We start from the raw sequence: 25103 nt of genomic DNA, 5'->3' as shown, positions 1-25103 counted from the left end.
ATCGCCCGGATGCCGGCGCTTCAGCGCGTGTTCTGCGCCCGGAACCGGTATTGCCCCGGTGCCGGCCCGACCTCGATGGTCACGCGGCGCAGCTTCTCGTCGTGCCCCGAGTCGGCCTTCGCGGTGACGACGATGCCGCGCGGCGTGGCGCGGCAGGTGAGGTCGGACAACGAGATTTCCGCATGGTCGTTGTCGAGTTCGTCGATAGCCACCGTGTGGTCGGCGCGCAGGCTGCCGTTGGCGTCGCGGCTCATCCATTGCACGTAGAGGAACGACTGCGCGTACTGCTCGGCGTGCACCACGCGGTAGGTGCCTTGGTGGTCCTTGCCCCAGGTGCCGCACATCTGCACCCAGGTCACCGCGTCGGCCGTGCTGAAGGCTTCGTAGCCGTAGTTCATGCCCAGTGCGTGGGCGCCGTTGCCGCCCGATCCCAGCAATGCCAGCAATGCCGCGAGCAGTGCGCCTCGCGCGGCGGTGGCGGTCCTCGTGGTCATCAGCGTTCCCCCTTGCGGTACGGTTTCATCAGTGCTTGCGGGTAGCTCGCCTTGCGCGCCACCAGCACCAGCGCCAGGATCGACAGCAGGTAGGGCAGCATCAGGTAGAGCTGGTAGGGCAGCACGGCGTCGCCGGATTGTTGCAGCCGCAGCTGCAGCGCGTCGAAGAAGGCGAACAGCAGCGCGCCCAGCAGGGCCTTGCCCGGCCGCCAGGAGGCGAACACCACCAGCGCCACGCAGATCCACCCACGGCCGTTCACCATGTTGAAGAAGAAGGCGTTGAAGGCCGACAGCGTGAGAAAGGAGCCCGCCATGCCCATCAGCGCCGAGCCGGCGACGATGGCGCCGGTGCGCGTGGCCGCGACCGACACGCCCTGGCTCTCGGCCGCCTGCGGGTTCTCGCCGGCCATGCGAAGCGCGAGGCCCAGCGGCGTGCGATACAGCACCCAGCCGACCACCGGCACCAGCAGCAGCGCGAACAGCGTGAGCGCGGTCTGCGCATTGAGGATGGGGATGGGCAGCCAGTCCATCGGCGCGAAGGGCGTGATGGTCGGCGGCGTATTCACCTTCGGAAAGCTCACGCGGTAGCCGAAGTAGCTCAGCGCGGTCGCCAGCAGCGTGATGCCCAGCCCCGAGACGTGCTGCGAGAGCGCCAGCCCGACGGTCAGGAACGCATGCAGCAGCCCGAAAACCATGCCCGCGAGCGCGGCCACGGCCACGCCCACCCACAGCGGCGCACCGGCGTACACCGCGAGCCAGCCGGTGAAGGCGCCCGCGACCATGATCCCTTCTATGCCGAGGTTGAGCACGCCCGCGCGTTCGCACAGCAGCACGCCGAGCGTGCCCAGCACGAGCGGCGTGGCGATGCGCAGCACCGCGACCCAGAAGGATGCATTGGCGAGGATGTCGAGGAGGTCGCTCATCTACTTCTTCAGCTTGATCTGGTACTGCGTGAGCAGCGTCGCGACCAGCACCGCGATCAGCGAGGCCGCGACGATCACGTCGGCGATGTACGTCGGCACGCCCACCGCGCGGCTCATGGTGTCGGCGCCCACCAGCACGCCCGCCACGAACACTGCCGCGGCGATCACGCCCAGCGGGTGCAGCCCCGCCAGCATCGCGATCACGATGCCGGTGTAGCCATAGCCCGGCGACATGTCGAGCGTGACGTAGCTTGTGCGACCCGCCACCTCGATGGCGCCGGCAAGGCCTGCCAGCGCGCCCGAGAGCAGCGCCACCATCACCACCGTGCGCGTCACCGGCACGCCGGCAAAGGCGGCAGCGCGCGCGTTCGCACCCACGGCGCGGATGTCGAAGCCGAGCACCGTGTACTTGAAGATCGCCCACACCATCACCGCGAGCGACACGGCCCAGAGCAGGCCGGTGTGCACCCGCGTCTGCGCGATGAGCTTGCCCAGCTCCAGGTCGGACTGCAGCGATACGCTCTGCGGCCAGCCCATCGCGGTCGGGTCCTTCATCGGCCCGTCGAGCAGGGCCGACACGCCGAGCAGCACGATGAAGTTGATCAGCAGCGTGGTCACGACCTCGTCCACGCCCAGCCTGTTCTTCATGAGCGCCGGGCCCAGCAGCATCAGCGCGCCGGCAATGGCTGCGGCAAGCATCATCAGCGGGAAGAGCAGCCACGGCGACAGCTCGAAGCCGGTGCCGCCATGCATGCCGCCCACCGCCACCGCAGCCAGTGCGCCGGCATAGAGCTGGCCCTCGGCGCCGATGTTGAAGAGCCGCGCCTTGAAGGCGACCGTGGCCGCCAGCCCGGTGAGGATCAGCGGGATCACGCGCGTCAGCGTCTCGCTCCATGCGAACACAGAGCCGAAGCCGCCCTGCAGCAGCAGCGCGTAGGTGCGGCCGACCGGCGCGCCGGCCCACAGCACCAGCAGCGCGCTGATCGCCATGGTGAAGACGATCGCGCCGATGGGCGCGAGCACCAGCGCCGTGCGCGAGGTCTCGTGGCGTCGTTCGAGCCGCATCATGACGAGGCTCCCTTGTCGGCCTGGGATGCCGATGCCGCGCCGGCCATCGCCAGCCCGATGGCCTCGCGCGTCCATGCCGCCGCCGGGCGTGCTTCGCCCAGGTGGCCGCCGTGCATCACCGCCACGCGGTCGCCGAGCGCGAGCACTTCGTCGAGGTCGTCGGAAATCACCAGCACGGCCGCGCCGGCGTCGCGCGCAGCGATCAGCTGCTGCTGCACATAGGCGACGGCGCCGATGTCCAGGCCCCAGGTGGGCTGGTGCGCGACGATCAGGCGCGGCGCGCGGTTCGGATACTTCCTGTCCTGCTCGTTGCCCTTCGCCGGTTCCGGCTGCTCGGGCGAGAGCAGGGCGCGGCCGAGGATCAGCTTCTGCATGTTCCCGCCCGAGAGCGAGCGTGCCGGAGCCATCAGGCCGGCGCCGCGCACGTCGAAGGCCTTCTCGATGCGCCGCGCATGGAGCCGGGCGGCGGCGCGCTTCACGATCCACGACCAGCGCGAGAACACCGGACTGCGCAGACGTTCGGACACCGCGTTCTCCCACACCGGCAGGTCGCCGACCACGCCGACCGCATGCCGGTCTTCCGGTATGCGCGCGACGCCGCGCTGCACCAGCCGGGCAGGCGAGGGCGGCAATGCACGGCCCATGAGCTGCGCCGTGCCCGAACTGGCGCGGCGCGTGCCGCACAGCAGCTCGGCCAGCGCCACCTGGCCATTGCCGGAGACGCCCGCGATGGCGGTGATTTCCCCGGCGCGCAGCGTCAGGGACACCTCGCGCAGCCGGTCGCGCCCGTCGCCCTTGGCGGAGGCCGCGGTGCTCACGTGGTCGAGCACGCAGACCGCGTCGCCCACCGACCTGGCGGGGCGGCGCTGCGGCGCCTCGACCGCATGCCCGACCATCCATAGCGCAAGCTGTGCCTGCGTGGTGTCGGCGGTGCGGGCCTCGGCCACGAGTTTGCCGCCGCGCAGCACGGCGATGCGGTGCGACACGCGCAGCACCTCGTCGAGCTTGTGGCTGATGAAGATCACCGACAGGCCCTGCGCCACCATCTGCGCAAGCGTGGCGAAGAGCGCCTCGCTTTCCTGCGGCGTGAGCACGGCGGTCGGCTCGTCGAGGATCAGGATTCGCGCGCCGCGATACAGCGCCTTGAGGATTTCCACCCGCTGGCGCTCGCCGACCGACAGGCTTCCCACGAGCGCGTCAGGCTGCACCGGCAGCCCGAAGCGCCGGGCCACGTCGAGCAGCCGCTCGCGCGCGGCCGTACGGCTGGACACCGGGCGCCACAGCGGCTCGGTGCCCATCATCACGTTGTCGAGCACGCTGAGGTTGTCGGCCAGCGTGAAGTGCTGGTGCACCATGCCCACGCCCGCGGCCAGCGCCGCCCTGGGGTTGCCCGGCGGCAGCGGCGCGCCGAAGACCTCGATGCCGCCCTCGTCGGCGACGTAGTGGCCGAAAAGAATGGACATCAGCGTGGACTTGCCAGCGCCGTTCTCGCCGAGCAGTGCCAGCACCTCGCCCGACTTCAGGTCGAGCGAGACAGCGTCGTTGGCGACGAGGCTGCCGAAGCGCTTGGTGATGCCCTGAAGGCGGAGAACGGTGGCCCTTGCTCCCTCCTCGGAGGGGAGCGGAGACGAAGGCGCCGTCACTTCCATGCGGCCAGGAAGGCCAGCATGACCTTGGCGGAGTTGTCCGCCGCGATGCCCATGAAGGTGCCCATCTCGTTCTCGCCGTCGCCGCCGCCCGCGAGGTCGCTGAGCGAGCGGAAGGCGATGAAGGGCACGCCGTTGCTGTAGGCGACCATGCCCACGGCGGCGGTCTCCATGTCGAGCACGTTGGCCTGGAAGGTCTTGTAGGTGTATTCGCGGTAGGCCTTGTTGTCCATGAAGGCCTGGCCCGAGACGCCGTTGCCGCCCACCACCAGTTGGGGCTTGCGCGGCAGGCACTTGCCGGCGCTGCAGTTGGCGAGGTCGACGTTGCGGATGCTGCGCGCCACCTCGAGCATCTTCGGATCGGCCTCGAACCAGAACTTGCGCTGGATCTCGGGGCGCGCCGCCGAGCGCACCTCTACCGGGCGCGGGAACATCATCCCGAAGTTGGGCAGCGTGGCGTCGGTGATGAAGGGCGGCGCAACGTACTTGCCGGGCGAGGTCTCGCGCGCCATCAGCACTTCGAGATACTGGCCCCACTGCGCCGGCACGGTGACGTCGCCCACGTGCAGCGACGGGTTCACGCCGCCCGCGATGCCGCTGAACACGATGTTCGTCACGCGGAAGCGGTTGAGCACCAGCTGCGTGTTCATCGTCGCGTTCGTCATGCTGATGCCCGAGAGGAACAGCACGACCGGCTTGCCTTCCAGCGTGCCGGTGGTGAACTCCACCCCGTTCACGCTGTGCTTCACCGGGCCCTGCAGGCGCGTCAGCAGCAGCTTGAGCTCCGGCTCGAAGGCCGAGAGCACCGCGATGCGCGGCGTGTCGTCGAGCCGGGTGCTGCTGTTGATGGCGACGGCGCCGCCCTTGTAGACACCCACGCAGCCGCTCAGGCCGAAGGCCAGCGCACCGGCAGCGAGAACGGAGCGCCAGCGGATCGTCGTCGTCATCGGCATCCTCACTTCGCCGTCGACTTGGGCTGCGAGTCGTCCACCTTCACGGTGAACTTGCCCGAGAGGATGTCGGCCTGCTTGGCCTTCACCTTGGCGACGATGTCGGCCGGCACCTTCTTCTCGAAGGTACCCAGCGGCGCGAGCTCGGAGCCCTTGTGCTTCATCTGCGCGTACTGCCCGTAGTCTTCGGCAGCGAACTTGCCTTCCTTCACCAGCTTGATCGCGCGGTCGGCGGCCGGCTCGAAGTTCCACAGCGCCGAGGCCACCACCGTGTCGGGGTACTGGCTCTGGGTGTCGATCACGTTGCCGATGGCGAGCTTGCCCTTTTCCTTGGCGGCGTCGGAGACGCCGAAGCGCTCCGCGTACATCACGTCGGCGCCCTTGTCGATCATGGCGAAGGCGGCTTCCTTGGCCTTCGGCGGATCGAACCAGCTGTTGATGAAGCTCACGCTGAACTCCACCTTCGGGTTCGTTTCCTTGGCGCCTGCCATGAAGGCGTTCATCAGCCGGTTGACCTCCGGAATCGGGAAGCCCCCGACCATGCCGATGCGGTTGCTCTTCGTCATGCCGCCGGCCACCATGCCGCTGAGGTAGGCGGGCTCCTGGATGTAGTTGTCGAACACGCTGAAGTTGGGCGCCTGGGGCTTGAGCGACGAGCCCATCAGGAAGGCCACCTTCGGAAAGTCCTTCGCCACCTTGCGCGCCGCCGCCTCCACGCCGAACACCTCGCCCAGGATCAGCTGGTTGCCGCCGGTGGCGTACTCGCGCATCACGCGCTCGTAGTCGGCATTGCTCACGTTCTCCGTGGCCTTGTACTCGATCTCACCGCGCGCCTCCGCCGCCTTCAGTGCCTTGTGGATGCGGCCCACCCATTGCTGCTCGAAAGGCACGGTGTAGACCGCCGCCACCTTCAGCTTGGCCTGCGCGAGCGCAAGGCCCGGGGTGCCCACCGCAGCGAGCGCTGCGGCAACGGCGACGGAACGGATGATCAATTGACGGCGTGCGGTCACGGTACTTCTCCTCGATTCGATTGGTAATGAAAGAACTAGCGCTGCAATCCTCGTGCCCGACCAGGGCACGGCCCCAAAAACCGCCTGTGTCCCATTCCAGAAACACCGAGGAACCGGCTTTGCCGGGCCTCAGGTGTTGCCCCCCGGTAGGGGGGTGGGCGAAGCGACACGAAGTGCGCGCAGCCTGGGGGGCGAGCCTTACTTCGTCCCGAAGATCCGGTCGCCCGCGTCGCCCAGGCCGGGAAGGATGTACCCGTGGCTGTTCAGCTCGCGGTCGATCGCGGCGGTGTAGATCGCCACGTCGGGGTGCGCCTTCTGCATCGTCGCGACGCCCTCGGGGCAGGTCAGCAGGCAGACGAACTTGATCGACTTGGGGTTGAGTTCCTTCAGCCGCTCGACCGCCGCCACGGCCGAGTTGCCCGTGGCCAGCATCGGGTCGACCACGATCACGTCGCGGTTCTCCATCTCGCCGGGCATCTTGAAGTAGTACTCGACGGCCGTCAGCGTCTTGGGGTCGCGGTACAGGCCGATGTGGCCGACACGCGCGCCCGGCACCACGGTGAGCATGCCGTCCAGGATGCCCGTGCCGGCGCGCAGGATGGAAACCAGCACCAGCTTCTTGCCGTCGATGACCTTGGCCTGCATGGTCTCCAGCGGGGTCTCGACCTCGATGTCCTGCATCGGCATGTCGCGCGTGACCTCATAGGCCATCAGCATGCTGATTTCGTTGAGGAGCCGGCGGAAGCTGTTGGTGGACGCGTCCTTGCGGCGCATCAGCGTCAGCTTGTGCTGGATGAGGGGGTGGTCGAGGAGGTGGACGTTGCTGCTCATTGGAATTCTTTGAGGCGTTGCTGGAAGACGGGGAACACCCGAGTCTAAAAGACAGTGCCGTCGCTCTCGATCAGCAGAGGCGGCGCACCGTCACGCAAGCGTTGTGCCAGAGCACGGCCGGCGGCCCATGTGCCGCCTTCGAGCACGCAGGCCAGCGGCAGCTCTTCCTCGGTGCGGTCGAGCACCTTGCGCACGCGCGGCGCAACCTCGTCGAGCAGCGCCACCGTGAGCGCGCGCCATTCGACGATGAATTCGTCGCCCACCTTCCAGGTGCGGGTGAGGAAGGCCGGATCCTTCGGGACGATCACGCCGCTGTCGATCAACAGGCCGCCGTTGCGGTACTCGGGCAGGGCCGTGAGCGCGTCGAGGTGGCGCACCTTCACTCCGGCCCACTCGAAGGGCTCGAGCAGCGAATACGTGAGCCACTGCGAGAGCTTGTGGAAGGGCATCCAGCCGTTGGTGAGGCCCGGGCCGCGCACGGCGCCGTGGCGCCAGCAGTCGCCCAGCGCCAGCGCCGGGTCGCCCGAGCCGATGCCGCCCGCGCTGTCGCTGCCGTCGGCCGCGATGCTGTCGACCGCGTTGGCCGCCGGCCAGATGCGCGAGAGCGTCTCCAGCAGCAGCGACAGGATCTGGTGCGCCGTGATCTCGGCGGTGGGCGGCGTGGCGGCGCCGAAGGGGGCCACCAGGGCGTCGAACATGCCGGCAGGGCGGCCCTCGTCGCCGAAGGTCTCTGGCTGCTCGCTCATGGCCTCGCCGAGCCTGCGCAGCAGCACCGCGCGGCCCGCGAGGCCGACCAGCGGATTGACCTCGCTCACCTGGAAGGCGTCGCCCAGCCGCTCGGTGACCAGGCCGCGCAGGCCGGCCGCGTCGACCTGGAAGGGCCGGTCGGGGTTGGACGAGAAGAGCCCGCTCGTGAACGCGTGGAAGCTCGCCACGCCCAGCCCCTCGGAGCGCGTGAAGCGCTGGCCGGTGGCCGATTCGGTGTAGTGCCAGCCGGGGCCGGCGCCGGCATCGAGCAGCACGCTCACCAGCACGAGGTCGATGTGCGCGCTGGCGCGCTGGCGCGCATCGACCTTGCCGAGCAGCCTGTCGAGCTCCTCGACCCGGTTCACGCCGCCGGCCTCGAAATGGCGCCAGCGGCTGTGATACGGGATGGTGTCCCATGGGTAGCGCTCGCGCGTGACCTCGGCCACGTTGCGCGCCGCGTCCTCGAGCGCGTCGTCGCCGCCGATGCGGAACCACTGCGATTCGCCGCGCCGGGCGCGCGCCAGCAGGGCGTTCGCGCGCTGGCGGATGGCGGCGGTGGTGCGCAGCAGCGTGGCCGCGCCTGCCGGGTGGGCGGTGTCGGCGGTGAATTCGATGGATGGATCGACCTTGCCCGCGCCACCGGGCGGCAGGCTGCCGGAGCCGTCCACGGGCAGGTTCGGGTCTTCGCGGTTGTTGTTGCTGTTGCTGCTCATTCGGTCAGTCCCCGGCCCTTGGCCTTCTTGAGTTCCTCGGCGTCCGGCACCGGTCCGGGCGTGAAATAGCCCGCCGCCATCTTGGCGTCCATCTCGACGCGGGCGTCCGCCGGGATCAGTTCGTCGGGAATGTTCACGCGCTCGCCGATCTCGATGCCCGAGCCGGTGATCGCGTCGAACTTCAGGTTGCTCATCGACACGAGCCGATGGATCTTCCTGATGCCGAGCCAGTGGAAGACGTCCGGCATCAGTTCCTGGAAGCGCATGTCCTGCACGCCGGCCACGCATTCGGTGCGCGCGAAATACTGGTCGGCCGTGTCGCCGCCCACCTGGCGCTTGCGTGCGTTGTAGACCAGGAACTTGGTCACTTCGCCCAGCGCCCGGCCTTCCTTGCGCGAGTAGGCGATGAGGCCCACGCCGCCGCGCTGCGCGCCCTGGATGCATTCCTCGATGGCGTGCGTGAGATAGGGCCGGCAGGTGCAGATGTCGGAACCGAAAACGTCCGAGCCGTTGCACTCGTCGTGGATGCGCGCCGTGAGTTCCACCTCGGGGTTGGCCAGGTCGCGCGGGTTGCCGAAGATGTAGAGCGTCTGCCCGCCGATGGGCGGCAGGAACACCTCGAGGTCGGAGCGCGTGACCAGCTCGGGGTACATGCCGCCGGTTTCCTCGAAGAGCGTGCGGCGCAGGTCGGTTTCCGAGCAGCCGAAGCGGCGCGCCACCTCGGGCAGGTACCAAACCGGCTCGATGGCGGCCTTGGTCACCATCGCGGCGCCGCCGGCGGTGAGGAACTTGCCGTCGGCCTTGAGGCGGCCCTTCTGCAGCGCCTCGATCACCTCGGGCAGGATCACGTGCGCCTTGGTGATCGCGATGGTCGGGCGGATGTCGTAGCCCGCCGCCAGTTCGGTGGCGAACACCTCGGCCACCTGGGCGCCCCACGGGTCGAGCGACACGATGCGGCCCGGCTCGCTCCACTGCGGGTAGGGGCCGATCGTGTCGGTGGGCGCGGTGTTGGTGAGGTCTGCCTTGTGCTCGCGCTTCAGTGCTCCGGCCGCCACCGCGAGCGCGCGATAGACGCTGTAGGAGCCGCTGTGCGTGCCGATCACGTTGCGGTGCGCCCGCTTGGTGGTGGTGCCGACCACCGGCCCTCGCTCGGTCGCCGTGGCCGCACCCCAATGGATGGGCAGCGCGCCGAAGCCGCCGGCGTGCGAAGTCAGCCGGATGTGGCCGGTCGACGTCGAGGGGTGGAGTGGGGGGAGGGGCGTGGCGCCGCCGGGGATGGAAGGGATCGTTGTGCTGTCAGCAGACATTGGTGGCCCTCAAAAAATGCAATGTACCGATCACTCGGGCGGCTGGCAAGCAAGGGGATTCGCCGGCGCGCGGATGGTGAACAATGCGCACGGACGGACCGGACCCGCAACATTCTTGCGCCCCTGATGGAGGAAAAACGATGCGCGTGCTTCCCTGTGTATTTCTCGCCCTGGGCCTGCTGGGCCTGACTGCCTGCGACAAGGCCAAGGAGGGTTTCTCCGAAGGCTTCGACGCGGCCTTCAAGACCAGCTTCCGGGAGAGCTTCATCGGCAGCTGCGTCAAGAGCGCCGGCGAGCGCGGGAGCAGGTCGGAGGAAGATCTCAAGAAGCTGTGCACCTGCGCGGCCGACGGCGTCATGAAGGACACCTCGGTGGCCGACCTGCAGGACGTGGAGAAGATCAGGGCGCGCAGCGGCCCGATCATCCAGCAGTGCCTGAAACAGCTCTGAAGCACCCTTGACGCAGCGTTGGGGCCCCCGGCCCCGGCACAATCCACCGGAACTTTTTCGACAAGGCTGTAACCAGCCAGCCCGATGGAACGAAACACCGTAGGCAGCAGGAAGAACCCGGGCGACGTGGAAGCGGCGCTGCGCGGCCTGTTCCTTCGCGGCCTCGATGGCGACGCGAGGGCCTACCGCGACTTCCTGCAGCAGCTGAGCGCGCACCTGCGCGCCTTTCTGGGCAAGCGCCTTTTCGGCTGGCCCGATGAAGTGGAAGACCTCGTCCAGGAATGCCTGCTCGCCATGCACAACCAGCGCCACACCTACCAGAGCGACCAGCCGCTGACGGCCTGGGTGCATGCCATCGCGCGCTACAAGATGATCGACCTGCTGCGCGCCAAGTCGGCCCGCGAAGACCTGCATGACCCGCTGGACGACGACCTGGCCGTGTTCGCCGAATCGGCCGAGGAGGCCAGCGACGCGAAGCGCGACCTCGGCGGCCTGCTCGAGACCCTGCCGGATCGCCAGCGCCTGCCGATCGTGCACGTCAAGATCGAAGGCCTCTCGGTGGCCGAGACCGCGAGCCTGACGGGCATGTCGGAATCGGCCGTGAAGGTCGGCATCCACCGGGGCCTGAAGGCGCTGGCCGCCCGCTTCGGAAATGCGTGGGGAGCCGCGGCATGAAGACCGACGACCTGGTCTCGATGCTGGCCAACGGCGAAGTGGCCGTGCCGCGCCGCCGCGCCAGCTCGCGCGTCTGGCTGGCCGTGGCGCTGGGGTTGCCGTTCTCGCTGGCGATCCTGTTCGCCGGCTACGGCGTGCGGCACGACATCGTGCAGGCCATGTTCTGGCCGATGTTCTGGGTCAAGGTGCTGTTTCCGCTGTGCATCGCGGCCGCCGGCTTCGTGGCCGCCGAACGGCTCGCCCGGCCGGGCGTGAAGCCACGGCACGCCTGGATGGGCGCGGTGCTGCCGGTGTTCGGGGTGTGGATGCTGGCCGTGATCGCCTGGTTCACCATGCCGGCCGACGAGCGCATGCCTGCGCTGATGGGGCAGTCATGGCGCATCTGCGCCATGAGCATCGGGTTGATGGCGCTGCCGGTGTTCGCGGCCGCGCTGGTGGCGCTGAGGGGCATGGCGCCCACGCGGCCCGCGCTCGCCGGCGCCGCGGCCGGGGCGCTGGCCGGAGGCGTGGGCGCTTCGGTCTATGCGCTGCACTGCATGGAACTGACCGCGCCGTTCCTCGCCGTCTGGTACGTGAGCGGTATTGCGGTGCCCGTGCTGGTGGGCGCGCTGCTCGGGCCCCGCCTGCTGCGCTGGTAGACGGGGCCGTTTCGTCCTTCGGTCAGCGCTTCTTGCTGCCGAAGATCCCGCCCAGCACGCCGCGCAGGATCTCCTTGCCCACCGAGGTGCCCATGGTGCGCACTGCCGACTTGGCCATGGTCTGCACCAGCCCGTCGTGCTTCGCGCCGCGCGGGCCGGTGGTGCCGAAGAGCATGTCGTTGAGCATGCCGCCCATGCCGGAGCCCGAGGACTCGGCCGTGCCCTTGGCGCCTGGTGCTGCGACGGCAGGGGCGTCGGGCGCGCTTTCGGCGCGGCCCTTGAGCTTTTCGTAGGCCGATTCGCGGTCCACCGATTTCTCGTAGATGCCCGCGACCAGCGAGCCGTCGATCAGCGCCTTGCGCTGCTCGGGCGTGATCGGGCCGAGCTGGCTGGCCGGCGGCAGCACGAACACGCGCTCGGTCACGCTGGGACGGCCCTTTTCGTCGAGCAGGCTCACCAGCGCCTCGCCGACCGCGAGCTCGGTGATGGCGGTCTCGATGTCCAGGCCCGGCTTCTGGCGCATGGTGCTGGCGGCTGCCTTCACGGCCTTCTGGTCGCGCGGGGTGAAGGCGCGCAGCGCGTGCTGCACGCGGTTGCCGAGCTGGGCCAGCACCGAATCGGGAATGTCCAGCGGGTTCTGGGTAACGAAATACACGCCGACGCCCTTGGAGCGCACCAGCCGCACGACGAGCTCGATGCGCTCCACCAGCGCCTTGGGCGCCTCGTTGAACAGCAGGTGCGCCTCGTCGAAGAAGAAGGCCAGCTTGGGCTGATCGGGGTCGCCGACTTCGGGCAGCTGCTCGAACAGCTCCGACAGCATCCACAGCAGGAAGGTGGCGTACAGGCGCGGCGAATTCATGAGCTTGTCGGCTGCGAGGATGTTGACCACGCCCTTGCCGCCCACGGTCTGCATGAAGTCGGCGATGTTGAGCATCGGCTCGCCGAAGAATTTCTCGCCGCCCTGGGTCTCGATCTGCAGCAGTCCGCGCTGGATGGCGCCCACGCTGGCGGCGCTGATGTTGCCGTACTGGGTCGTGAACTGGCTTGCGTTCTCGCCCACGTACTGCAGCATCGCGCGCAGGTCCTTCAGGTCGAGCAGCAGCAGGCCGTTGTCGTCGGCGATCTTGAACACCAGGTTCAGCACGCCGGCCTGGGTTTCGTTGACGTCGAGCATGCGGCCCAGCAGCAGCGGGCCCATGTCGGAGATGGTGGCGCGCACCGGGTGGCCCTGTTCGCCGAACACGTCCCACAGCGTGACGGGGCAGGCCGAGGGCTCGGGCAGGTCGATGCCGCGTTCCTTCAGGGTGGCGGCCAGCTTGCCGCCGATGGTGCCTTTCTGGCTGATGCCGGTCAGGTCGCCCTTGACGTCGGCCATGAACACCGGCACGCCGATGGAGGAGAGCTTCTCGGCGATGGTCTGCAGCGTGACGGTCTTGCCGGTACCGGTGGCGCCGGTGATGAGGCCGTGGCGGTTGGCCAGGCCGGGGAGGAGGCTGCACTCGATGGTGTCGTGCCGTGCGATCAGAAGTGGGTCGGCCATGGGGCGCTCCGGGTCGTATCGAAGCGGGCAGTCTAATCAAGCGGCACTCCTATAATCCACGGCCCGCACGGTGGTTCAGGAAAAAGTTTTAGGAGGTTTTTTTGTCATCGACTGCCCAGCCCCCCATTCCCGCCAACGGCGATGCCTCCGAACAGTCGCCGATCGAAAAAGAGCTGGCCGTGCTGCTCGTGAACGCGCTCAATCTCGAAGTCGCCCCCGAGGACATCGTGCCGACCGAGCCGCTGTACGGCGAAGGTCTCGGCCTCGACTCGATCGACATCCTCGAAGTCGCGCTCGAAGTCTCGCGCCGCTATGGTTTCCAGCTGCGTTCGGACGACGAACGCAACCAGCAGATCTTCCAGTCGCTGCGCACGCTCGCGGCTCACGTCGCGCAGCATCGCGTCGCCACCTGATCCCATGTCCCGATGGCGAATAGCGCTCCTGCTGGTGGTGGGGGTCGCATATGCCGGCCTCTCCCACTGGATGACGCTGTTCCACGCAACGCAGCCGTGGGCGGTGGTGGTGCTGCTCGGCCCGCTCTGGCTCGCCGCCATGGGCCTGGCCGGCAGCTGGTTCGGCCGCTGGGGCGTTGCCATTGCCGCGGCGGTCGGCATCGGCGGCTTCTCGCTCGTCTTCCTGGGTGAGGCGGGCGACCCCAACCGGCTCTACGTGATGCAGCACGTGGCCATCAACGGCGCGCTGTGCGGCTGGTTCGGCTCCACGCTGCGCGGCAAGGGCCTGCCGCTGATCACGCAGTTCGCGCAGCGCGTGCATCCGCTGCGCGGCCACATGCTGTCCTACACCACGCAGCTCACGCGCATCTGGACCGGCTTCTTCGCGGTGATGGTGGTGGCCTCGATCATCATCTACCTGACACGGCCGTTCTCCGACTGGTCGCTGTTCGCCAATGTGCTGTCGCCCGTGATGGTGACGCTGCTTTTCGTGGGCGAACACCTGGTGCGCTACCGGCTGCATCCCGAATTCGAACGCACGCGCCTCGTGGACGCGGTGCGCGCGTTCTATGGCACTTCGTCGGTGGACACCAGCCCCGGCGGCCAATGACACAGGCCCACACAGGCCCCGCCCGCGTGACGACAGACGACATCCGCTTCCTCCCGCTGCTCGCGAACCGCGACCTCGACGCTCCTCTCGCATGGCGCGCCGGCGAGCCCGTGAGCACGCGCCAGTTCCTGGCCGACGTGGCCCGCTTCGCGCCCATGCTTCCGGCCGAGGGCGCCGCCGTCAATCTCTGCGCCGACCGCTATGCCTTCGCGGTGAGCCTGGGCGCGGCTCTGGTGCGCGGCCACGCCAGCATGCTGCCGCCCGACGCGCGGCCCGACACGCTCTCGCGCCTGCTCGAATCCAGCGACTCGCCCCTTTTCGCGCTCACTGACGACCTGAAGCTGCAGACGCCGGGCATGCAGCGCCTGCCGGTCGAAGGGCTTGCCGGCCCCGCGGGCGACGCAGGAAGCGCGGGAGTGCCGGACATCCACGCCGCCATGCACGCGGCCAGCCTGCTCACTTCCGGCTCCACCGGCGTGCCCCAGCCGCACGCAAAGACCTGGCGCACGCTGGTGGGCGACGTGGCAGTGGCCGTCAAGCGCCTTTGCCGGGTGCTGGAGCGCCCCACGCTCGAAGGCCTGACGCTGGTCGCCACCGTGCCGGTGCAGCACAGCTACGGGCTGGAGTCGTCGGTGCTGCTGGCCATGCTGGGCGGCGCGGCCTTCGAGAGCGGCCGGCCGTTCTTCCCGGCCGACGTTGCGAAGACGCTGGCCTCGGTGCCGCGCCCGCGTGCGCTGGTGACCACGCCGTTCCACCTCAAGACGCTGCTGCTCTCGGGCATCGAGCTGCCGCAGGTCGATCTGATCCTGTCGGCCACCGCGCCGCTGTCGCCGCAGCTCGCGCTGCAGGCCGAGCAGGCAATGGGCGGTGTGCTGCTCGAGATCTACGGAAGCACCGAGTCGGGCCAGGTCGCCACGCGCCGCACCACCGACAACGAGATCTGGGAGACCTTCGGCGAGATCCGCGTGCACGCCGAGCCCTCGGCCGACGGCGGCCCCGAGCGCTTCATCTTCAGCGGCGACTTCATGCCCGAGCCCACGCCCATGGCCGACGTGCTCGAACTCCTGGACGACCGGCGCTTTCGCCTCTTCGGCCGCGCCAACGACCTGATCCACGTGGCGGGCCGGCGCAGCTCGCTGGCGCACCTGAACTTCCATCTCAACAGCATTCCGGGCGTGGACGACGGCGCCTTCTGGCTGCCCGACGAGGTGGCCGACGGCGTAGTGCGGCCTGTGGCCTTCGTGGTCGCGCCCAAGCTCTCGGCCGGCGAGATCATCGCGGCGCTGCGCCAGCGGCTGGAAGCCGTATTCGTGCCGCGCCGCGTGGTGCAGGTGAAGTCCTTCCCGCGCGAGGGCACCGGCAAGCTCACCGTGCGGGCGCTGCGCGAATTCGCGCTGGCGCAGCTGGCGGAAGACGACACGCCGGTGCAGATGGCTCATGCGGTGCCGGCCGACCACCCCGTGTTCGCCGGCCATTTCCCGGGCCAGCCGCTGCTGCCGGGGGCGCTGGTGCTGGCGGAGGTTATGGAAGCCATCCGCCGCGTGCCGGCGCTGGTGGCGCGGCTGGGCGACCATCCCACGCTGGCGGCGGCCAAGTTCCTGGCGCCCGTGCGGCCCGGCGCCGTGCTTTCCATCGAGCTGAATCCCGAGGCCGGCGCTGCCCGCGGCGTGCGATTCGACGTTCGCTGCGACGGCGTGGTGGCTGTCACCGGCCGCTGGACGGGCGTGCAAGAGTCGGCCTGATGAAGCACACCGACGTCGAGGCGCGCGCCGTGAACGAGGCGGCCCGCAACGGGCAGGCGGAACCGAAGGGCGAGAGCGGCGCCTGGGCCCACGCGCCCGAGCGCAGCAACATGCTCGCGCTGCGCTTCATCGTGATGATGGCGCTGGTGTTCGGCCGCCACGTCACGCGTCTGCTGCTGCCGCCGATCGCCCTGTATTTCCTGCTGTTCGCGCCGGCGCAGCGCCGGCACATCAAGCGCTACCTGTTCCGGGCCATCGGGCCGAAGGCCGGCTGGGTCGACGGCTTTCGCCTGCTGCATGCCTTCGCGTCGACGGTGCTCGACCGCGTGTATTTCCTGCGCGGGCGCCTGGACCTGTTCAAGGTCAGGATCGAGGGCAACGAGCCGCTCGACGCCGAGCTGGCGAACGGGCGGGGCGCCTTCCTGCTCGGCGCCCACGTCGGCAGCTTCGAGGCGCTGGGCGCCTGCAAGCAGCAGACGCACCAGCGTCACATGCGCCTGGCGATGCTGATGTATCCGGACAACGCACAGCGCATCACGGGCATCCTCAACGCCATCGCGGTGCCCGAACTGCGCCCGCACGTCATCGCGCTGGGCCGGCCGCACTCGATGCTCGAGCTGCGCGACTGGCTCGACGGCGGCGGCCTGGGCGGCATGCTGGCCGACCGCACGCTGCCGGGCGGCGAGGACCAGCCCGCGCACCAGCGCGGCAACAACATCGTGCTGCCGTTCCTGGGGCAGCCCGCCGTCTTCAACGACGGCCCCTTCCGCCTGGCCGCGCTGCTGCGCCGCAAGGTGTTCTTCATGGCGGGTCTCTACGACGGTGGCGCCCGCTACGATGTCCGCTTCGACCCGCTGGCCGACTTCGGCGAGCGGGCCGCGAGCCCCGCGGAGCGCGAGCAGCGCATCCGCGCGGCCGTCGAAGCCTACGTGGCACGCCTGGAGGCGATGTGCCGTGCGTACCCCTACAACTGGTTCAATTTCCATGATTTCTGGCTCGAAGATGCGGCTTGACCGCCTTTGCAGGGCATTCATGCTCGCACTGGCCTTCTGTGCCGTGCCGGCCTGGGCTGCCGCGTTCGACCTGTCCGAGCTGATGACGCTGCTGGCCAAACAGAAGAGCGGGGAGGCCCGCTTCACCGAGCAGCGTTTCGTGCACGGCCTCGAAGGCCCGCTCGACGCCAGCGGCACGCTGAGCTTCGACGCCCCCGACAAGCTGGTGCGCCGCACGCTGTCGCCGCGCGTCGAGACGATGGCGGTCGAGGGCAACACGCTGACGCTCTCGCGCGGCGGGCGCAACCGCACGCTGGCGCTCGACAGCATGCCCGAGTTGCTCGGCCTGGTCGAAGCCATGCGCGGCACGCTCACGGGCGACGGCGCCACGCTGCAGCGCTATTTCCGCAGCACCGTGTCGGGCTCGCCCGCCAAATGGACGCTCGACCTCGCGCCGCTGGACAGCCGCCTCGCCGCGCAGGTGCGCAGCATGCGCATCAGCGGCCGCGCGAGCGACGTGCTGGGGCTGGAGATGGAATTCGTCGGCGGCGACCGTTCCGTCATGAACATCACGCCAGGGGCGGCCACCGCCGCGCCCGCGCCGGCCGGCGCTCCCGGACGCACCACGCCGTGATGCAGGTGCAGCAGGCGGGCGGCCCGCCGGGCTGGCGGCGCAGGGCGGTCGTGCTGCTGGCATGGCTGCTGGTGGTGTTGTGCGGCGTGGTGGTCATCGCGCGCACGCAGATCGGCGCCGACCTCTCGGCCTTCTTGCCCAAGAGCCCCGACGTGCGCCAGCGCGTTCTGATCGAGCAACTGCAAAGCGGCGTTGCCTCGCGCACGCTGATGCTGGGCATCGAAGGCGGCAGCGTGGAGCAGCGGGCGGCGGTGTCGCGCGCGGTGGCGAAGGAAATGCGCCAGAGCAAGCTCTTCGAGCTGGTGCAGAACGGCGACGTCAGCGACTGGAGCGACAGCGGAACCTGGGTGTTCGAGCACCGCTACCAGCTCTCGCCCGGGGTGACCCCGGGGCACTTCACCGTCGAGGGTTTGCGCGACGCCATCAACGAAACCCTGTCGATGCTGGGCACGCCGGCCGGCAACGTGATCAAGCCTTTCCTCGACCGCGATCCGACTGGCGAGACGCAACGCATCGCGATGGAACTGGTGCCCGCCAGCTCGCCGCGCAGCGAGGACGGCGTATGGATGTCTCGCACCGCGCCGCGCGCGCTGATGATCGCCACCACGCGCGCCGCCGGCAGCGACCTCGACGCGCAGGCCATCGCCATCGCCCGCGTGCACGCCGCCTACGAGGCCGCTGTACGCAGCATGGGCGCCGAAGCCCCCAAGCTGCTGCTGAGCGGCCCGCCGGTGTTCTCGGTGATGAGCCGCGACAAGATCAAGACCGAGGCGATCCACCTCGCGGTGGTGGGCGGCATCGTCATGGGCGGGTTGCTGCTGCTGGCTTTCGCCTCGCCGCGCGCGCTGGTCATCGCATTCCTGCCGGTGGCCACGGGCGTGGTGATCGGCACCGCGAGCGTGAGCCTGGTTTTCGGCTCGGTGCACGGCCTCACGCTGGGATTCGGCAGCACGCTGATCGGGGAAACAGTCGACTACGCCATCTACTACCTGATACAGGCGCGGCAGGTCGGGGCGGGCGCGGTGGCCGGCACTGGCTGGCAGCGCTGGCGCGACCTGAACTGGCCCACCGTGCGGCTGGGGCTGCTGACCTCGGTGTGCGGCTTCGCGGCGCTGGTGTTCTCGGGCTTTCCGGGGCTGGCGCAACTAGGCGTGTTCTCCATCGCCGGCCTGGTCTCGGCCGCGCTGGCCACGCGCTACGTGCTGCCGGTGCTGGCTCCCGATGGCGCCACCGGCATGGGCATGCGCCGCTACATGGCGCAGCTGGCCGGCGCGCTGGTGCGCGGCCTGCCGCGCCTGCGCTGGCCGCTGGCCGCGCTGGGCGTGGCCGCGCTGGCGCTTGTGCTGTGGCAGGGCGGTCATCTGTGGCGTGCCGACCTCGGCGCCATGAGCCCGGTCCCGAAGGCCTCCCAGCAACTCGACGAGATGCTGCGCAACGACATCGGCGCGAGCGACGGCGGCGTGCTGGTGGTTGCCTACGGCGACGACGAGCAGGCCGCGCTGCGCCACACCGAGGCTGCCGCCGCGCGGCTGGACGCGCTGGTCGACAGCGGCGAGCTGGTGGGCTACGAGACAGTCACCCGCGTGCTGCCGAGCCTGGAGGTGCAGACGGCGCGCATCGCGGGCCTGCCCGATGCCGAAACCCTGCGCGCCAACCTGGCCCAGGCGACCAAGGGCCTGCCGCTGCCGGCGTCGCGGCTGGAACCCTTCCTGGCCGACGTGGAGGCTGCCCGCAAGCTGCCGCGGGTGCAGCGCGCCGCACTGGCCGACGGGCCGCTAGGCCCCATCCTGAACACGCTCATGTACGAGCGGCCCGGCGGCGGCTGGGGCACGCTGGTGGTGCTGCACCCCGGCGCGAAGTTCGACCAGGGCCGCCTCGAAGCGGCGCTGGCGGGGCTGCCGGAGGTGCAGGTGGTCGACGTCGGGCGCGAACTCGCGAGCCTCTACCAGCGCTATCTGCATGAAGCTTTCGTGCAGGTGCTGCTCGGCGCGCTGGCCGTCGTGGTGCTGCTCGGCATCTACCTGCGTTCGTGGCGCCGGCTGCTGGCAGTCTGCCAGCCGCTGCTTTTCGCGGTAGTGCTCACGCTGGGCGGCATGGCCGTGCTGCAGGCGGCGCTCGGCATCCTGCACCTGGTGGGGCTGCTGCTGATCGTGGCGGTGGGCTCGAACTACGCGCTGTTCTTCGACCAGCTGCGCACCACCGGGCGGGCGGACGAAGACACGCTGGCCTCGCTGATGCTGGCCAACCTGACGACCGTGGTGTCGTTCGGGCTGATCGCGATCTCGGACATTCCGGCGCTGTCGTCCATCGGCCGGGTGGTCGCGCCGGGGGCGCTGCTGGCGCTGCTGCTGTCGGCTGCATTCGCACGAAGCGTGGGGCCTTCGAAGGCCTCGCGCGGCGCATGAGGGGAAAATCCGGACCCATGTCTTCCGTTTCCGCGCCTACCGAATCCTGGCCCTGGCCGCCGGCCATCCGCGCCAGCGCGGCGTGGCATGTCGCGGCCATCGGCGCGGGCGTGCTGGTGCCGGGAGCCTTGCCGTGGGCCGTGGGCGCGATCGTGCTGAACCACGCGCTGATCACCGGCGCCGGCCTCACGCCGCGCAGCAGCCTGCTGGGCCCCAACGTGACCCGCCTGCCCGAAGCGGCAGCGGCGCGCCGCGAAGTGGCCGTCACCATCGACGACGGCCCTGAGCCCGAAGTCACGCCACGCGTGCTCGACCTGCTGGATGCGCACGGCCAGCGCGCCACCTTCTTCTGCATTGCCGAACGGGTGCTGGCGCAGCCCGCGCTGGCGCGCGAGATCGTCGCGCGCGGCCACAGCATCCAGAACCACACGGCGCGGCACCGGCACAACTTCTCCTTTCTCGGTCCGCGCGGTTTCGCCGCCGAGATCGCGCGGGCGCAGGACATCATTACCGACGTCACTGGCCAGCGCCCCACCTGTTTCCGCGCGCCGGCCGGCCTGCGCAACCCGTTCCTGGAGCCCGTGCTGCACCGCCTCGGCCTCTCGCTCGTGAGCTGGACGCGGCGCGGCTTCGACACGCGCGAGGGCGACGCCGCCAAGGTGATGGCGCGCCTGAGCCGCAACCTGCAGGCGCGCGACATCCTGTTGCTGCACGACGGCAATGCCGCGCGCACCGCCGCGGGTCAACCTGTTTTGCTGGAGGTATTGCCCTTGTTGCTCGAACGACTGCGCGCCCACGAACTGCGCTCCGTGACCCTGCCGGAAGGAATGAAGCCATGAGCGCGGTGATGTCGCCCTCGTCGTCGACCGAGACCGCCTGGCGCGAGCTGCACGAGGCCGCGACCATTCCCTACAAGAAGAGCGGCAGCTTCGCCTGGCACTTCGCGCGCGGCAAGCTCGGGCGCGATCCGGTGTTCCGCGGGCTGCTGGAGCGCGGGCTCTTCGGCGCGCAGCATCACCGCGTGGTCGACATCGGCTGCGGCCAGGGCCTCTTTGCGAGCCTGCTGGCCTCGATGAGCGCGATGCAGAAGCAGGGCCGCTGGCCTTCGTCGTGGCTCGCCACGCCCGACGGCGCCGACTACACCGGCATCGAGCTCATGCCCAAGGACGTTGCGCGCGCCGAGGCTTCCATCGGCCATCTGCAGCCGGCGCCGCGGCTGGTCTGCGCCGACATGTGCACGGCCGACTTGCCGGACTGCGACCTCGTCGTGATCCTCGACGTGCTGCACTACGTGAACCTCGAAGCGCAGGAAGGCGTGCTGCTGCGCGTGCGCGATGCGCTGCGCCGTGGCGGCAACCCGCAGGCGCGGCTGCTGCTGCGCATCGGCGATGCGTCGAGCCGCCGCGGCTTCGCGATCAGCCAGTGGGTGGACCGTACGGTCACGCGCATCCGCGGCCACAAGGTCTCGCCGACCTGGGGCCGGCCGCTGGCCGAATGGACGGCGCTGCTGGATCGCCTGGGCTTTCGCGTACACAGCATTCCGATGAGCGAAGGCACGCCCTTCGCCAATGTGCTGCTCGTGGCCGACCTGGAGCCGGCTGCTTGACCGCGCCGCAGACGCTGGACCGCGCGGGCATCGCCCTGCGCATTCCGCACAGCGGCAGCATGTGCCTGCTGGAGCGGCTCGAAGACTGGGACGCCGAATCCATCCGCTGCAGCACCACGACCCATGCGCAGGCAGACAACCCGCTGCGCACCGAAAGCGGGCTGCTGGCGCCGAACGCCATCGAATACGCCGCGCAGGCCATGGCCCTGCACGGAGGCCTGCTGGCCGAGGAGGGCAGCGCGCCGTCGGCCGGTTTTCTCGCGAGCGCGCGCAACGTGAAGCTGGCGGTGGCGCGGCTGGACGACGTGGCCGGTGCCTTGCAGGTCGGGGCCCGGCGCCTGTCGGGCGACGACCGGCAGATCCTCTATGAATTCACGGTGAAGGCCGAAGACGGCCGCATGCTGGCCGAAGGCCGTGCCGTGGTGGTCCTGAACACCCCGCTGGCAACAGCAGCAGAAAGCACGGCAACGCCATGAGTCTCGAAGGAAAACGCGCACTGATCACCGGCGCCAGCGGCGCGCTGGGCGCCGCCATGGCCGAGCGCCTGGCGCGAGACGGCGCCACCGTGCTGCTGCACGCCAATTCGCGGCCCGAGGCGGTCGAGCAACTGGCCGCATCGATCACGGCTGCGGGCGGCAAGGCCGAATGCCATGTCTTCGACCTGTGCAGCGACGATGCCGCCGCTGCGGCATGTGCGCGCATCCTCGAAGGCGGGCCGGTGCAGATCCTCGTCAACAACGCGGGCGTGCACGACGACGCCGTGCTGCCCGGCATGCGCGCCGAGCAGTGGCACAAGGTGATCGATGTGTCGCTCAACGGCTTCTTCCGCGTCACGCAGCCCCTGCTGCTGCCGATGATGCGCACGCGGTGGGGACGCGTCCTGAACATCTCGTCAGTGGCCGCGATCGCGGGCAATCGGGGGCAGGTCAACTACGCGGCGGCCAAGGGTGCGCTGAACAGCGCGACCAAGGCGCTGTCGCTCGAAGTGGCATCGCGCGGCGTCACGGTGAATGCGATCGCGCCGGGGATCATCTCGTCGCCGATGGCGGACGCGGTGTTCGACCCCGCCGTCATCAACCAGATGGTGCCGGTGAAGCGGGCCGGAACGCCGCAGGAAGTGGCCGCTCTGGCTTCGTTCCTGGCGAGCGAGGAAGCCGGCTACATCACGGGGCAGGTGATCTCGATCAACGGCGGGATGATCTGAGCGGTTTTCGGGCGCCGCGGCGCCCGAACGCCAGCTATTGCGGGACGATGTGCCCGGTCTGCTTCCACCTGGCGATCCGCGTCATGTGGTACTGCAGGTAGAGGATGCTGAAGAAGAAGGTCATGGCGCCGGACAGCCGCAGCCCGATCGATTCGACGCTGTTGTAGTGGTCGAGCATCGAACGCCGCATCGAGTAGTACCCGCAATAGAAGAGCACGCACGCGAGGATCTGCAGCAGTCCGCCCATCCCACGGATGCCTTCGGAGCCCGAAGCATCCATCACATTCCCGATGACCGCCAGGGCGACATTGCCGGCCAGGTAGAGGGTCGCATTGGAACGGGGATCGATGTTGCGGCGCACCCAGGTGGAATGGAAAAACGGCCAGACGATGGCGAAGATGCCAAAGGTCAGGACCGTGAAAAGCAGGACCAGCGCCCAGTGCAGCTTCGGTGGCAGGTTTCCCTGCGACACCGGCGATTGCTGTCCGTAAGAGGACGGCGGCGCGGCATAGCCCGGCACCGGGGGCACCTGATGGGACGGGAAAAGTGGCGGCGGCGCAACGGGAGGCGGCGCGGACTGCGCCGTGCGCTCCCCGAACAGTTGCAGGGCCGTCTGCCATTCGGCCATGCCTTCGTGCCAGACCATGTCCGTCGGGGCGATGTTTCCCCGGGCGTACAGCGACCTGGCTTCGCTCTCCGCGTAGGGGCCGAAGGCCTGGCCGTTGCGGTTGACGTGTATGTCCAAGATCAATCTCCCACTTTCTGTTTTTCTGGAATGCACGGTCAGGCCGAGCGCCCGCAGCCCCGGCCGACCGGATGAAGGCTCAAAGGGGCAGCGTGTCGAAGGCCGCGTAGGCCGTGGCCAGCCACGACTTCACGCGCTGACGCTCCAGCAGCCCCAGCGCATGCGGACCGTCGCGGTCGTTCACGGCCTTCCAGAAGCTGGTGTTCTGCGCGTCGATCTTGCGCATGCTCGCGTCGTGCAGCCGGGGCAGGGCGATCACGCGGGCGCCGTTCGCGGTGGCCTTCGAGAGCGACTGCGAGCCCAGCAGCATGCCGAAGTCGCTGCCGCGCCCGTAGTTCTGCACCACGATGTAGTTGGGCCGGTTGCCGAAGGTGTCGATCAGCGTGCCGAGCAGGTCGGTCGAGTCCTTGCCGTCATCCAGCACGTGCCAGAAGTTGACGGTGACGCCGATCTCGGCGAACACGTCGAACAGGTCGGATTCCTTGATCCAGCGCGCCAGCGGCGCCAGCGTCTGCGCGGCGAGGTCGACGATCACGCTCTGCTGCGGGTTGGTCTCGAAGCCGTTGACGACCGTGTCGAGCCCTTCGAAGCTGTCGACCACCACCGGAGACGCGAAGCCTTCGTAGAAGCGGGTGAACGAGCTGTGGGAACGGTCGGTGTCGAAGCCGGTGAAGGGCCGGCTATGGTCGATGAAGTACTGGGCCAGCACCCGCGCGGTGACCGACTTGCCTACACCGCCTTTTTCGCCGCCGATGAAATTGATGGAGCTCATGAGTTGCTGCTGCCTCGAATGGGTTGAGGAGGGGGAGGGCCGGATGATTCTAGGGGCCGGCTTTCTCCTTCGATTCGTCGCCTCTTGCGATCGCGTAACGGCTTGCAGCAAGAGGCGCGCCCGGTGGGCTCACTTGGGTACCAGCGTGAACAGCGGCATGACCACCCCCATCACCCAGTTCTGGCCGAAGTCGAGCGCGGCTCGGCGGTATTTCTCGTCGGCCTGCGCGGCCAGCAGGTCGAGCCGCGCCACCACCTTCGAGAGTTCACGGTCGGCCACGAGGTTGCGGCCGCGGTCGCTGATCTCGGTGGCCAGCAGCAGCGGCTGGCCGTCGGGGCCGGTCTTGGAGGAGATGAGCCACAGCGAAATTTCGAAGTTGCGCGCGGCCCTGAAGCTGTTCTCGGCATTGATGCCGTCGAGCATGGTCTGGTCCCAGGTGTCGCCGTTGGCCTGCTTGAGCATGGTGGCCCAGCCATAGACCAGCGCTGCCACGCGGTCGCCCTGGTAGCCCTGCGGCGTGGTGTCGAAGGCCATGCGGATGGCGTCGATGCCGCTGGCACCCTTGAGCTCGGGCAGCGGCGGTCCCTTGAGGACGGCGTCCCACGCGCGCTGGGTGGCTTCGTCCACGCTGGGCGCCGACTTGCGCCATTCGCGCGGATTGCGCTTGTAGAGCGTGCTCTGCACCCGTCGCACCGATTGCAGGTTGTCCCGCAGCGACAGGTTGGCGATGCGGTTGGCGCCGGACTGCAGCCATTCCTGGTTGGTGTAGGGCTCGGCGCGCTGGGTGTCGCGCATCGACGAACAGCCTGCCGTGCCCAGCGCGACGGCCATGCCCGCCAGGAGGCAGGCCCATCGTGCGGCGAGGGGGGAAACCGGGGAATCGTGCATGCCCTGACGTTATCATCCACGGCTGGGGCGGCGGCCTGCTGCAAGCTGCGGGCCCGTGCAAT

26 protein-coding genes are annotated in these 25103 nt (G+C 69.2%); 13 read left to right on the top strand and 13 right to left on the bottom strand.

The window, feature by feature from the left end; all coding sequences use genetic code 11:
* Positions 1 to 20 precede the first annotated feature (20 nt).
* From SFB74_RS17525 to SFB74_RS17485, 9 genes are all read right to left on the bottom strand, one after another.
* Complete coding sequence (locus tag SFB74_RS17525) at positions 21 to 494, bottom strand: hypothetical protein (RefSeq protein ID WP_432725490.1); 474 nt, start codon at positions 492 to 494, stop codon at positions 21 to 23.
* The gene (locus SFB74_RS17520) at positions 494 to 1417 is read right to left on the bottom strand and encodes an ABC transporter permease (RefSeq protein WP_432725488.1); all 924 of its coding nucleotides are present in this window, start codon (positions 1415 to 1417) and stop codon (positions 494 to 496) included. The genes SFB74_RS17525 and SFB74_RS17520 overlap by 1 nt, the downstream gene beginning before the upstream one ends.
* Positions 1418 to 2482 (bottom strand): ABC transporter permease, encoded by a 1065-nt coding sequence (locus SFB74_RS17515; protein WP_432731958.1) that lies wholly within the window; start codon positions 2480 to 2482, stop codon positions 1418 to 1420.
* Positions 2482 to 4134, bottom strand: coding sequence for an ABC transporter ATP-binding protein (locus tag SFB74_RS17510; protein ID WP_432725487.1), 1653 nt, complete (start codon positions 4132 to 4134; stop codon positions 2482 to 2484). Before SFB74_RS17510 ends, SFB74_RS17515 begins: the two co-directional genes overlap by 1 nt.
* On the bottom strand, positions 4125 to 5078 hold the full coding sequence (locus SFB74_RS17505; RefSeq protein ID WP_432725486.1) for a 5'-methylthioadenosine/S-adenosylhomocysteine nucleosidase: 954 nt from the start codon (positions 5076 to 5078) through the stop codon (positions 4125 to 4127). The genes SFB74_RS17510 and SFB74_RS17505 overlap by 10 nt, the downstream gene beginning before the upstream one ends.
* A gap of 8 nt (positions 5079 to 5086) precedes the next feature.
* Positions 5087 to 6091, bottom strand: coding sequence for a BMP family protein (locus SFB74_RS17500; protein ID WP_432725485.1), 1005 nt, complete (start codon positions 6089 to 6091; stop codon positions 5087 to 5089).
* 198 nt (positions 6092 to 6289) lie between these two features.
* Positions 6290 to 6922: a uracil phosphoribosyltransferase gene (gene upp / locus SFB74_RS17495; protein ID WP_093194973.1), complete on the bottom strand. Its 633-nt coding sequence runs from the start codon at positions 6920 to 6922 to the stop codon at positions 6290 to 6292.
* 44 nt (positions 6923 to 6966) lie between these two features.
* Positions 6967 to 8382: a URC4/urg3 family protein gene (locus SFB74_RS17490; RefSeq protein ID WP_432725484.1), complete on the bottom strand. Its 1416-nt coding sequence runs from the start codon at positions 8380 to 8382 to the stop codon at positions 6967 to 6969.
* Positions 8379 to 9689 (bottom strand): GTP cyclohydrolase II, encoded by a 1311-nt coding sequence (locus SFB74_RS17485; RefSeq protein WP_432725482.1) that lies wholly within the window; start codon positions 9687 to 9689, stop codon positions 8379 to 8381. Before SFB74_RS17485 ends, SFB74_RS17490 begins: the two co-directional genes overlap by 4 nt.
* 140 nt (positions 9690 to 9829) lie before the next feature.
* Between SFB74_RS17485 and SFB74_RS17480 the strand changes: the two genes are divergently transcribed.
* The 3 genes from SFB74_RS17480 to SFB74_RS17470 all read left to right on the top strand — a co-directional run bounded on the left by SFB74_RS17480 (position 9830) and on the right by SFB74_RS17470 (position 11451).
* The gene (locus SFB74_RS17480; protein WP_432725481.1) at positions 9830 to 10138 is read left to right on the top strand and encodes a hypothetical protein; all 309 of its coding nucleotides are present in this window, start codon (positions 9830 to 9832) and stop codon (positions 10136 to 10138) included.
* Positions 10139 to 10222: 84 nt separating this feature from the next.
* The gene (locus SFB74_RS17475; RefSeq protein ID WP_432725480.1) at positions 10223 to 10813 is read left to right on the top strand and encodes a sigma-70 family RNA polymerase sigma factor; all 591 of its coding nucleotides are present in this window, start codon (positions 10223 to 10225) and stop codon (positions 10811 to 10813) included.
* On the top strand, positions 10810 to 11451 hold the full coding sequence (locus tag SFB74_RS17470; RefSeq protein WP_432725479.1) for an NrsF family protein: 642 nt from the start codon (positions 10810 to 10812) through the stop codon (positions 11449 to 11451). Before SFB74_RS17475 ends, SFB74_RS17470 begins: the two co-directional genes overlap by 4 nt.
* A gap of 22 nt (positions 11452 to 11473) precedes the next feature.
* Here the strand turns inward: SFB74_RS17470 and SFB74_RS17465 are convergent, their stop codons facing one another.
* Positions 11474 to 12991, bottom strand: a complete 1518-nt coding sequence (locus SFB74_RS17465; RefSeq protein ID WP_432725478.1) for a helicase HerA-like domain-containing protein — start codon at positions 12989 to 12991, stop codon at positions 11474 to 11476.
* 101 nt (positions 12992 to 13092) lie between these two features.
* Between SFB74_RS17465 and SFB74_RS17460 the strand changes: the two genes are divergently transcribed.
* From SFB74_RS17460 to fabG, 10 genes are read left to right on the top strand one after another with little or no spacing between them, the layout of a single operon-like run.
* Entirely contained in the window at positions 13093 to 13404 is a 312-nt protein-coding gene (locus SFB74_RS17460) for a phosphopantetheine-binding protein (RefSeq protein ID WP_093194980.1), read from the top strand.
* 4 nt (positions 13405 to 13408) lie between these two features.
* A complete protein-coding gene (locus SFB74_RS17455) occupies positions 13409 to 14053 on the top strand; it encodes a hypothetical protein (RefSeq protein WP_432725477.1) in 645 nt (214 codons plus the stop codon).
* Positions 14054 to 14079: 26 nt separating this feature from the next.
* Positions 14080 to 15795: an AMP-binding protein gene (locus SFB74_RS17450; protein ID WP_432725476.1), complete on the top strand. Its 1716-nt coding sequence runs from the start codon at positions 14080 to 14082 to the stop codon at positions 15793 to 15795.
* The gene (locus tag SFB74_RS17445) at positions 15795 to 16808 is read left to right on the top strand and encodes an acyl-CoA synthetase (RefSeq protein WP_432725474.1); all 1014 of its coding nucleotides are present in this window, start codon (positions 15795 to 15797) and stop codon (positions 16806 to 16808) included. The genes SFB74_RS17450 and SFB74_RS17445 overlap by 1 nt, the downstream gene beginning before the upstream one ends.
* Positions 16798 to 17421, top strand: coding sequence for a LolA-related protein (locus SFB74_RS17440; protein WP_432731957.1), 624 nt, complete (start codon positions 16798 to 16800; stop codon positions 17419 to 17421). The genes SFB74_RS17445 and SFB74_RS17440 overlap by 11 nt, the downstream gene beginning before the upstream one ends.
* Positions 17421 to 19826 carry an MMPL family transporter gene (locus SFB74_RS17435; protein WP_432731956.1) on the top strand — a complete coding sequence of 802 codons (2406 nt, stop codon included), beginning with the start codon at positions 17421 to 17423 and terminating at the stop codon, positions 19824 to 19826. Before SFB74_RS17440 ends, SFB74_RS17435 begins: the two co-directional genes overlap by 1 nt.
* A gap of 17 nt (positions 19827 to 19843) precedes the next feature.
* Entirely contained in the window at positions 19844 to 20665 is an 822-nt protein-coding gene (locus SFB74_RS17430) for a polysaccharide deacetylase family protein (protein ID WP_432725473.1), read from the top strand.
* Positions 20662 to 21432, top strand: coding sequence for a class I SAM-dependent methyltransferase (locus SFB74_RS17425; protein ID WP_432725472.1), 771 nt, complete (start codon positions 20662 to 20664; stop codon positions 21430 to 21432). Before SFB74_RS17430 ends, SFB74_RS17425 begins: the two co-directional genes overlap by 4 nt.
* A complete protein-coding gene (locus SFB74_RS17420; RefSeq protein ID WP_432725471.1) occupies positions 21429 to 21908 on the top strand; it encodes a hydroxymyristoyl-ACP dehydratase in 480 nt (159 codons plus the stop codon). Before SFB74_RS17425 ends, SFB74_RS17420 begins: the two co-directional genes overlap by 4 nt.
* Positions 21905 to 22636 (top strand): 3-oxoacyl-ACP reductase FabG, encoded by a 732-nt coding sequence (gene fabG / locus SFB74_RS17415; protein WP_432725470.1) that lies wholly within the window; start codon positions 21905 to 21907, stop codon positions 22634 to 22636. The genes SFB74_RS17420 and fabG overlap by 4 nt, the downstream gene beginning before the upstream one ends.
* A 34-nt stretch (positions 22637 to 22670) precedes the next feature.
* Here fabG and SFB74_RS17410 read toward each other — a convergent pair whose 3' ends face one another.
* The 3 genes from SFB74_RS17410 to SFB74_RS17400 form a co-directional block, all read right to left on the bottom strand.
* Complete coding sequence (locus SFB74_RS17410) at positions 22671 to 23381, bottom strand: DUF4339 domain-containing protein (protein ID WP_432725469.1); 711 nt, start codon at positions 23379 to 23381, stop codon at positions 22671 to 22673.
* A gap of 79 nt (positions 23382 to 23460) precedes the next feature.
* Complete coding sequence (locus SFB74_RS17405) at positions 23461 to 24153, bottom strand: mobilization protein (RefSeq protein WP_126020235.1); 693 nt, start codon at positions 24151 to 24153, stop codon at positions 23461 to 23463.
* Positions 24154 to 24282: 129 nt separating this feature from the next.
* Complete coding sequence (locus tag SFB74_RS17400) at positions 24283 to 25041, bottom strand: hypothetical protein (RefSeq protein WP_432725467.1); 759 nt, start codon at positions 25039 to 25041, stop codon at positions 24283 to 24285.
* Positions 25042 to 25103: the final 62 nt, after the last annotated feature.

Source organism: Variovorax xiamenensis, from assembly GCF_050916385.1.
In the GTDB taxonomy this organism is placed as follows: Bacteria; Pseudomonadota; Gammaproteobacteria; order Burkholderiales; family Burkholderiaceae_C; genus Variovorax.
Note: the sequence above shows the minus strand (reverse complement) of the source record. Positions and strands in the feature narration are given on the sequence as shown.

What these genes read in the sequence shown, in the direction of transcription:
- SFB74_RS17490 (WP_432725484.1), bottom strand. Translation starts at nt 8,382, where the DNA reads ATGAGCAGCAACAGCAACAACAACCGCGAAGACCCGAACCTGCCCGTG.
- SFB74_RS17430 (WP_432725473.1), top strand. Translation starts at nt 19,844, where the DNA reads ATGTCTTCCGTTTCCGCGCCTACCGAATCCTGGCCCTGGCCGCCGGCC.
- SFB74_RS17455 (WP_432725477.1), top strand. Translation starts at nt 13,409, where the DNA reads ATGTCCCGATGGCGAATAGCGCTCCTGCTGGTGGTGGGGGTCGCATAT.
- fabG (WP_432725470.1), top strand. Translation starts at nt 21,905, where the DNA reads ATGAGTCTCGAAGGAAAACGCGCACTGATCACCGGCGCCAGCGGCGCG.
- SFB74_RS17400 (WP_432725467.1), bottom strand. Translation starts at nt 25,041, where the DNA reads ATGCACGATTCCCCGGTTTCCCCCCTCGCCGCACGATGGGCCTGCCTC.
- SFB74_RS17440 (WP_432731957.1), top strand. Translation starts at nt 16,798, where the DNA reads ATGCGGCTTGACCGCCTTTGCAGGGCATTCATGCTCGCACTGGCCTTC.
- SFB74_RS17435 (WP_432731956.1), top strand. Translation starts at nt 17,421, where the DNA reads ATGCAGGTGCAGCAGGCGGGCGGCCCGCCGGGCTGGCGGCGCAGGGCG.
- SFB74_RS17485 (WP_432725482.1), bottom strand. Translation starts at nt 9,689, where the DNA reads ATGTCTGCTGACAGCACAACGATCCCTTCCATCCCCGGCGGCGCCACG.
- SFB74_RS17525 (WP_432725490.1), bottom strand. Translation starts at nt 494, where the DNA reads ATGACCACGAGGACCGCCACCGCCGCGCGAGGCGCACTGCTCGCGGCA.
- SFB74_RS17425 (WP_432725472.1), top strand. Translation starts at nt 20,662, where the DNA reads ATGAGCGCGGTGATGTCGCCCTCGTCGTCGACCGAGACCGCCTGGCGC.
- SFB74_RS17510 (WP_432725487.1), bottom strand. Translation starts at nt 4,134, where the DNA reads ATGGAAGTGACGGCGCCTTCGTCTCCGCTCCCCTCCGAGGAGGGAGCA.
- SFB74_RS17505 (WP_432725486.1), bottom strand. Translation starts at nt 5,078, where the DNA reads ATGACGACGACGATCCGCTGGCGCTCCGTTCTCGCTGCCGGTGCGCTG.
- SFB74_RS17405 (WP_126020235.1), bottom strand. Translation starts at nt 24,153, where the DNA reads ATGAGCTCCATCAATTTCATCGGCGGCGAAAAAGGCGGTGTAGGCAAG.
- SFB74_RS17465 (WP_432725478.1), bottom strand. Translation starts at nt 12,991, where the DNA reads ATGGCCGACCCACTTCTGATCGCACGGCACGACACCATCGAGTGCAGC.
- SFB74_RS17475 (WP_432725480.1), top strand. Translation starts at nt 10,223, where the DNA reads ATGGAACGAAACACCGTAGGCAGCAGGAAGAACCCGGGCGACGTGGAA.
- SFB74_RS17515 (WP_432731958.1), bottom strand. Translation starts at nt 2,482, where the DNA reads ATGCGGCTCGAACGACGCCACGAGACCTCGCGCACGGCGCTGGTGCTC.
- SFB74_RS17480 (WP_432725481.1), top strand. Translation starts at nt 9,830, where the DNA reads ATGCGCGTGCTTCCCTGTGTATTTCTCGCCCTGGGCCTGCTGGGCCTG.
- SFB74_RS17470 (WP_432725479.1), top strand. Translation starts at nt 10,810, where the DNA reads ATGAAGACCGACGACCTGGTCTCGATGCTGGCCAACGGCGAAGTGGCC.
- SFB74_RS17445 (WP_432725474.1), top strand. Translation starts at nt 15,795, where the DNA reads ATGAAGCACACCGACGTCGAGGCGCGCGCCGTGAACGAGGCGGCCCGC.
- SFB74_RS17520 (WP_432725488.1), bottom strand. Translation starts at nt 1,417, where the DNA reads ATGAGCGACCTCCTCGACATCCTCGCCAATGCATCCTTCTGGGTCGCG.
- upp (WP_093194973.1), bottom strand. Translation starts at nt 6,922, where the DNA reads ATGAGCAGCAACGTCCACCTCCTCGACCACCCCCTCATCCAGCACAAG.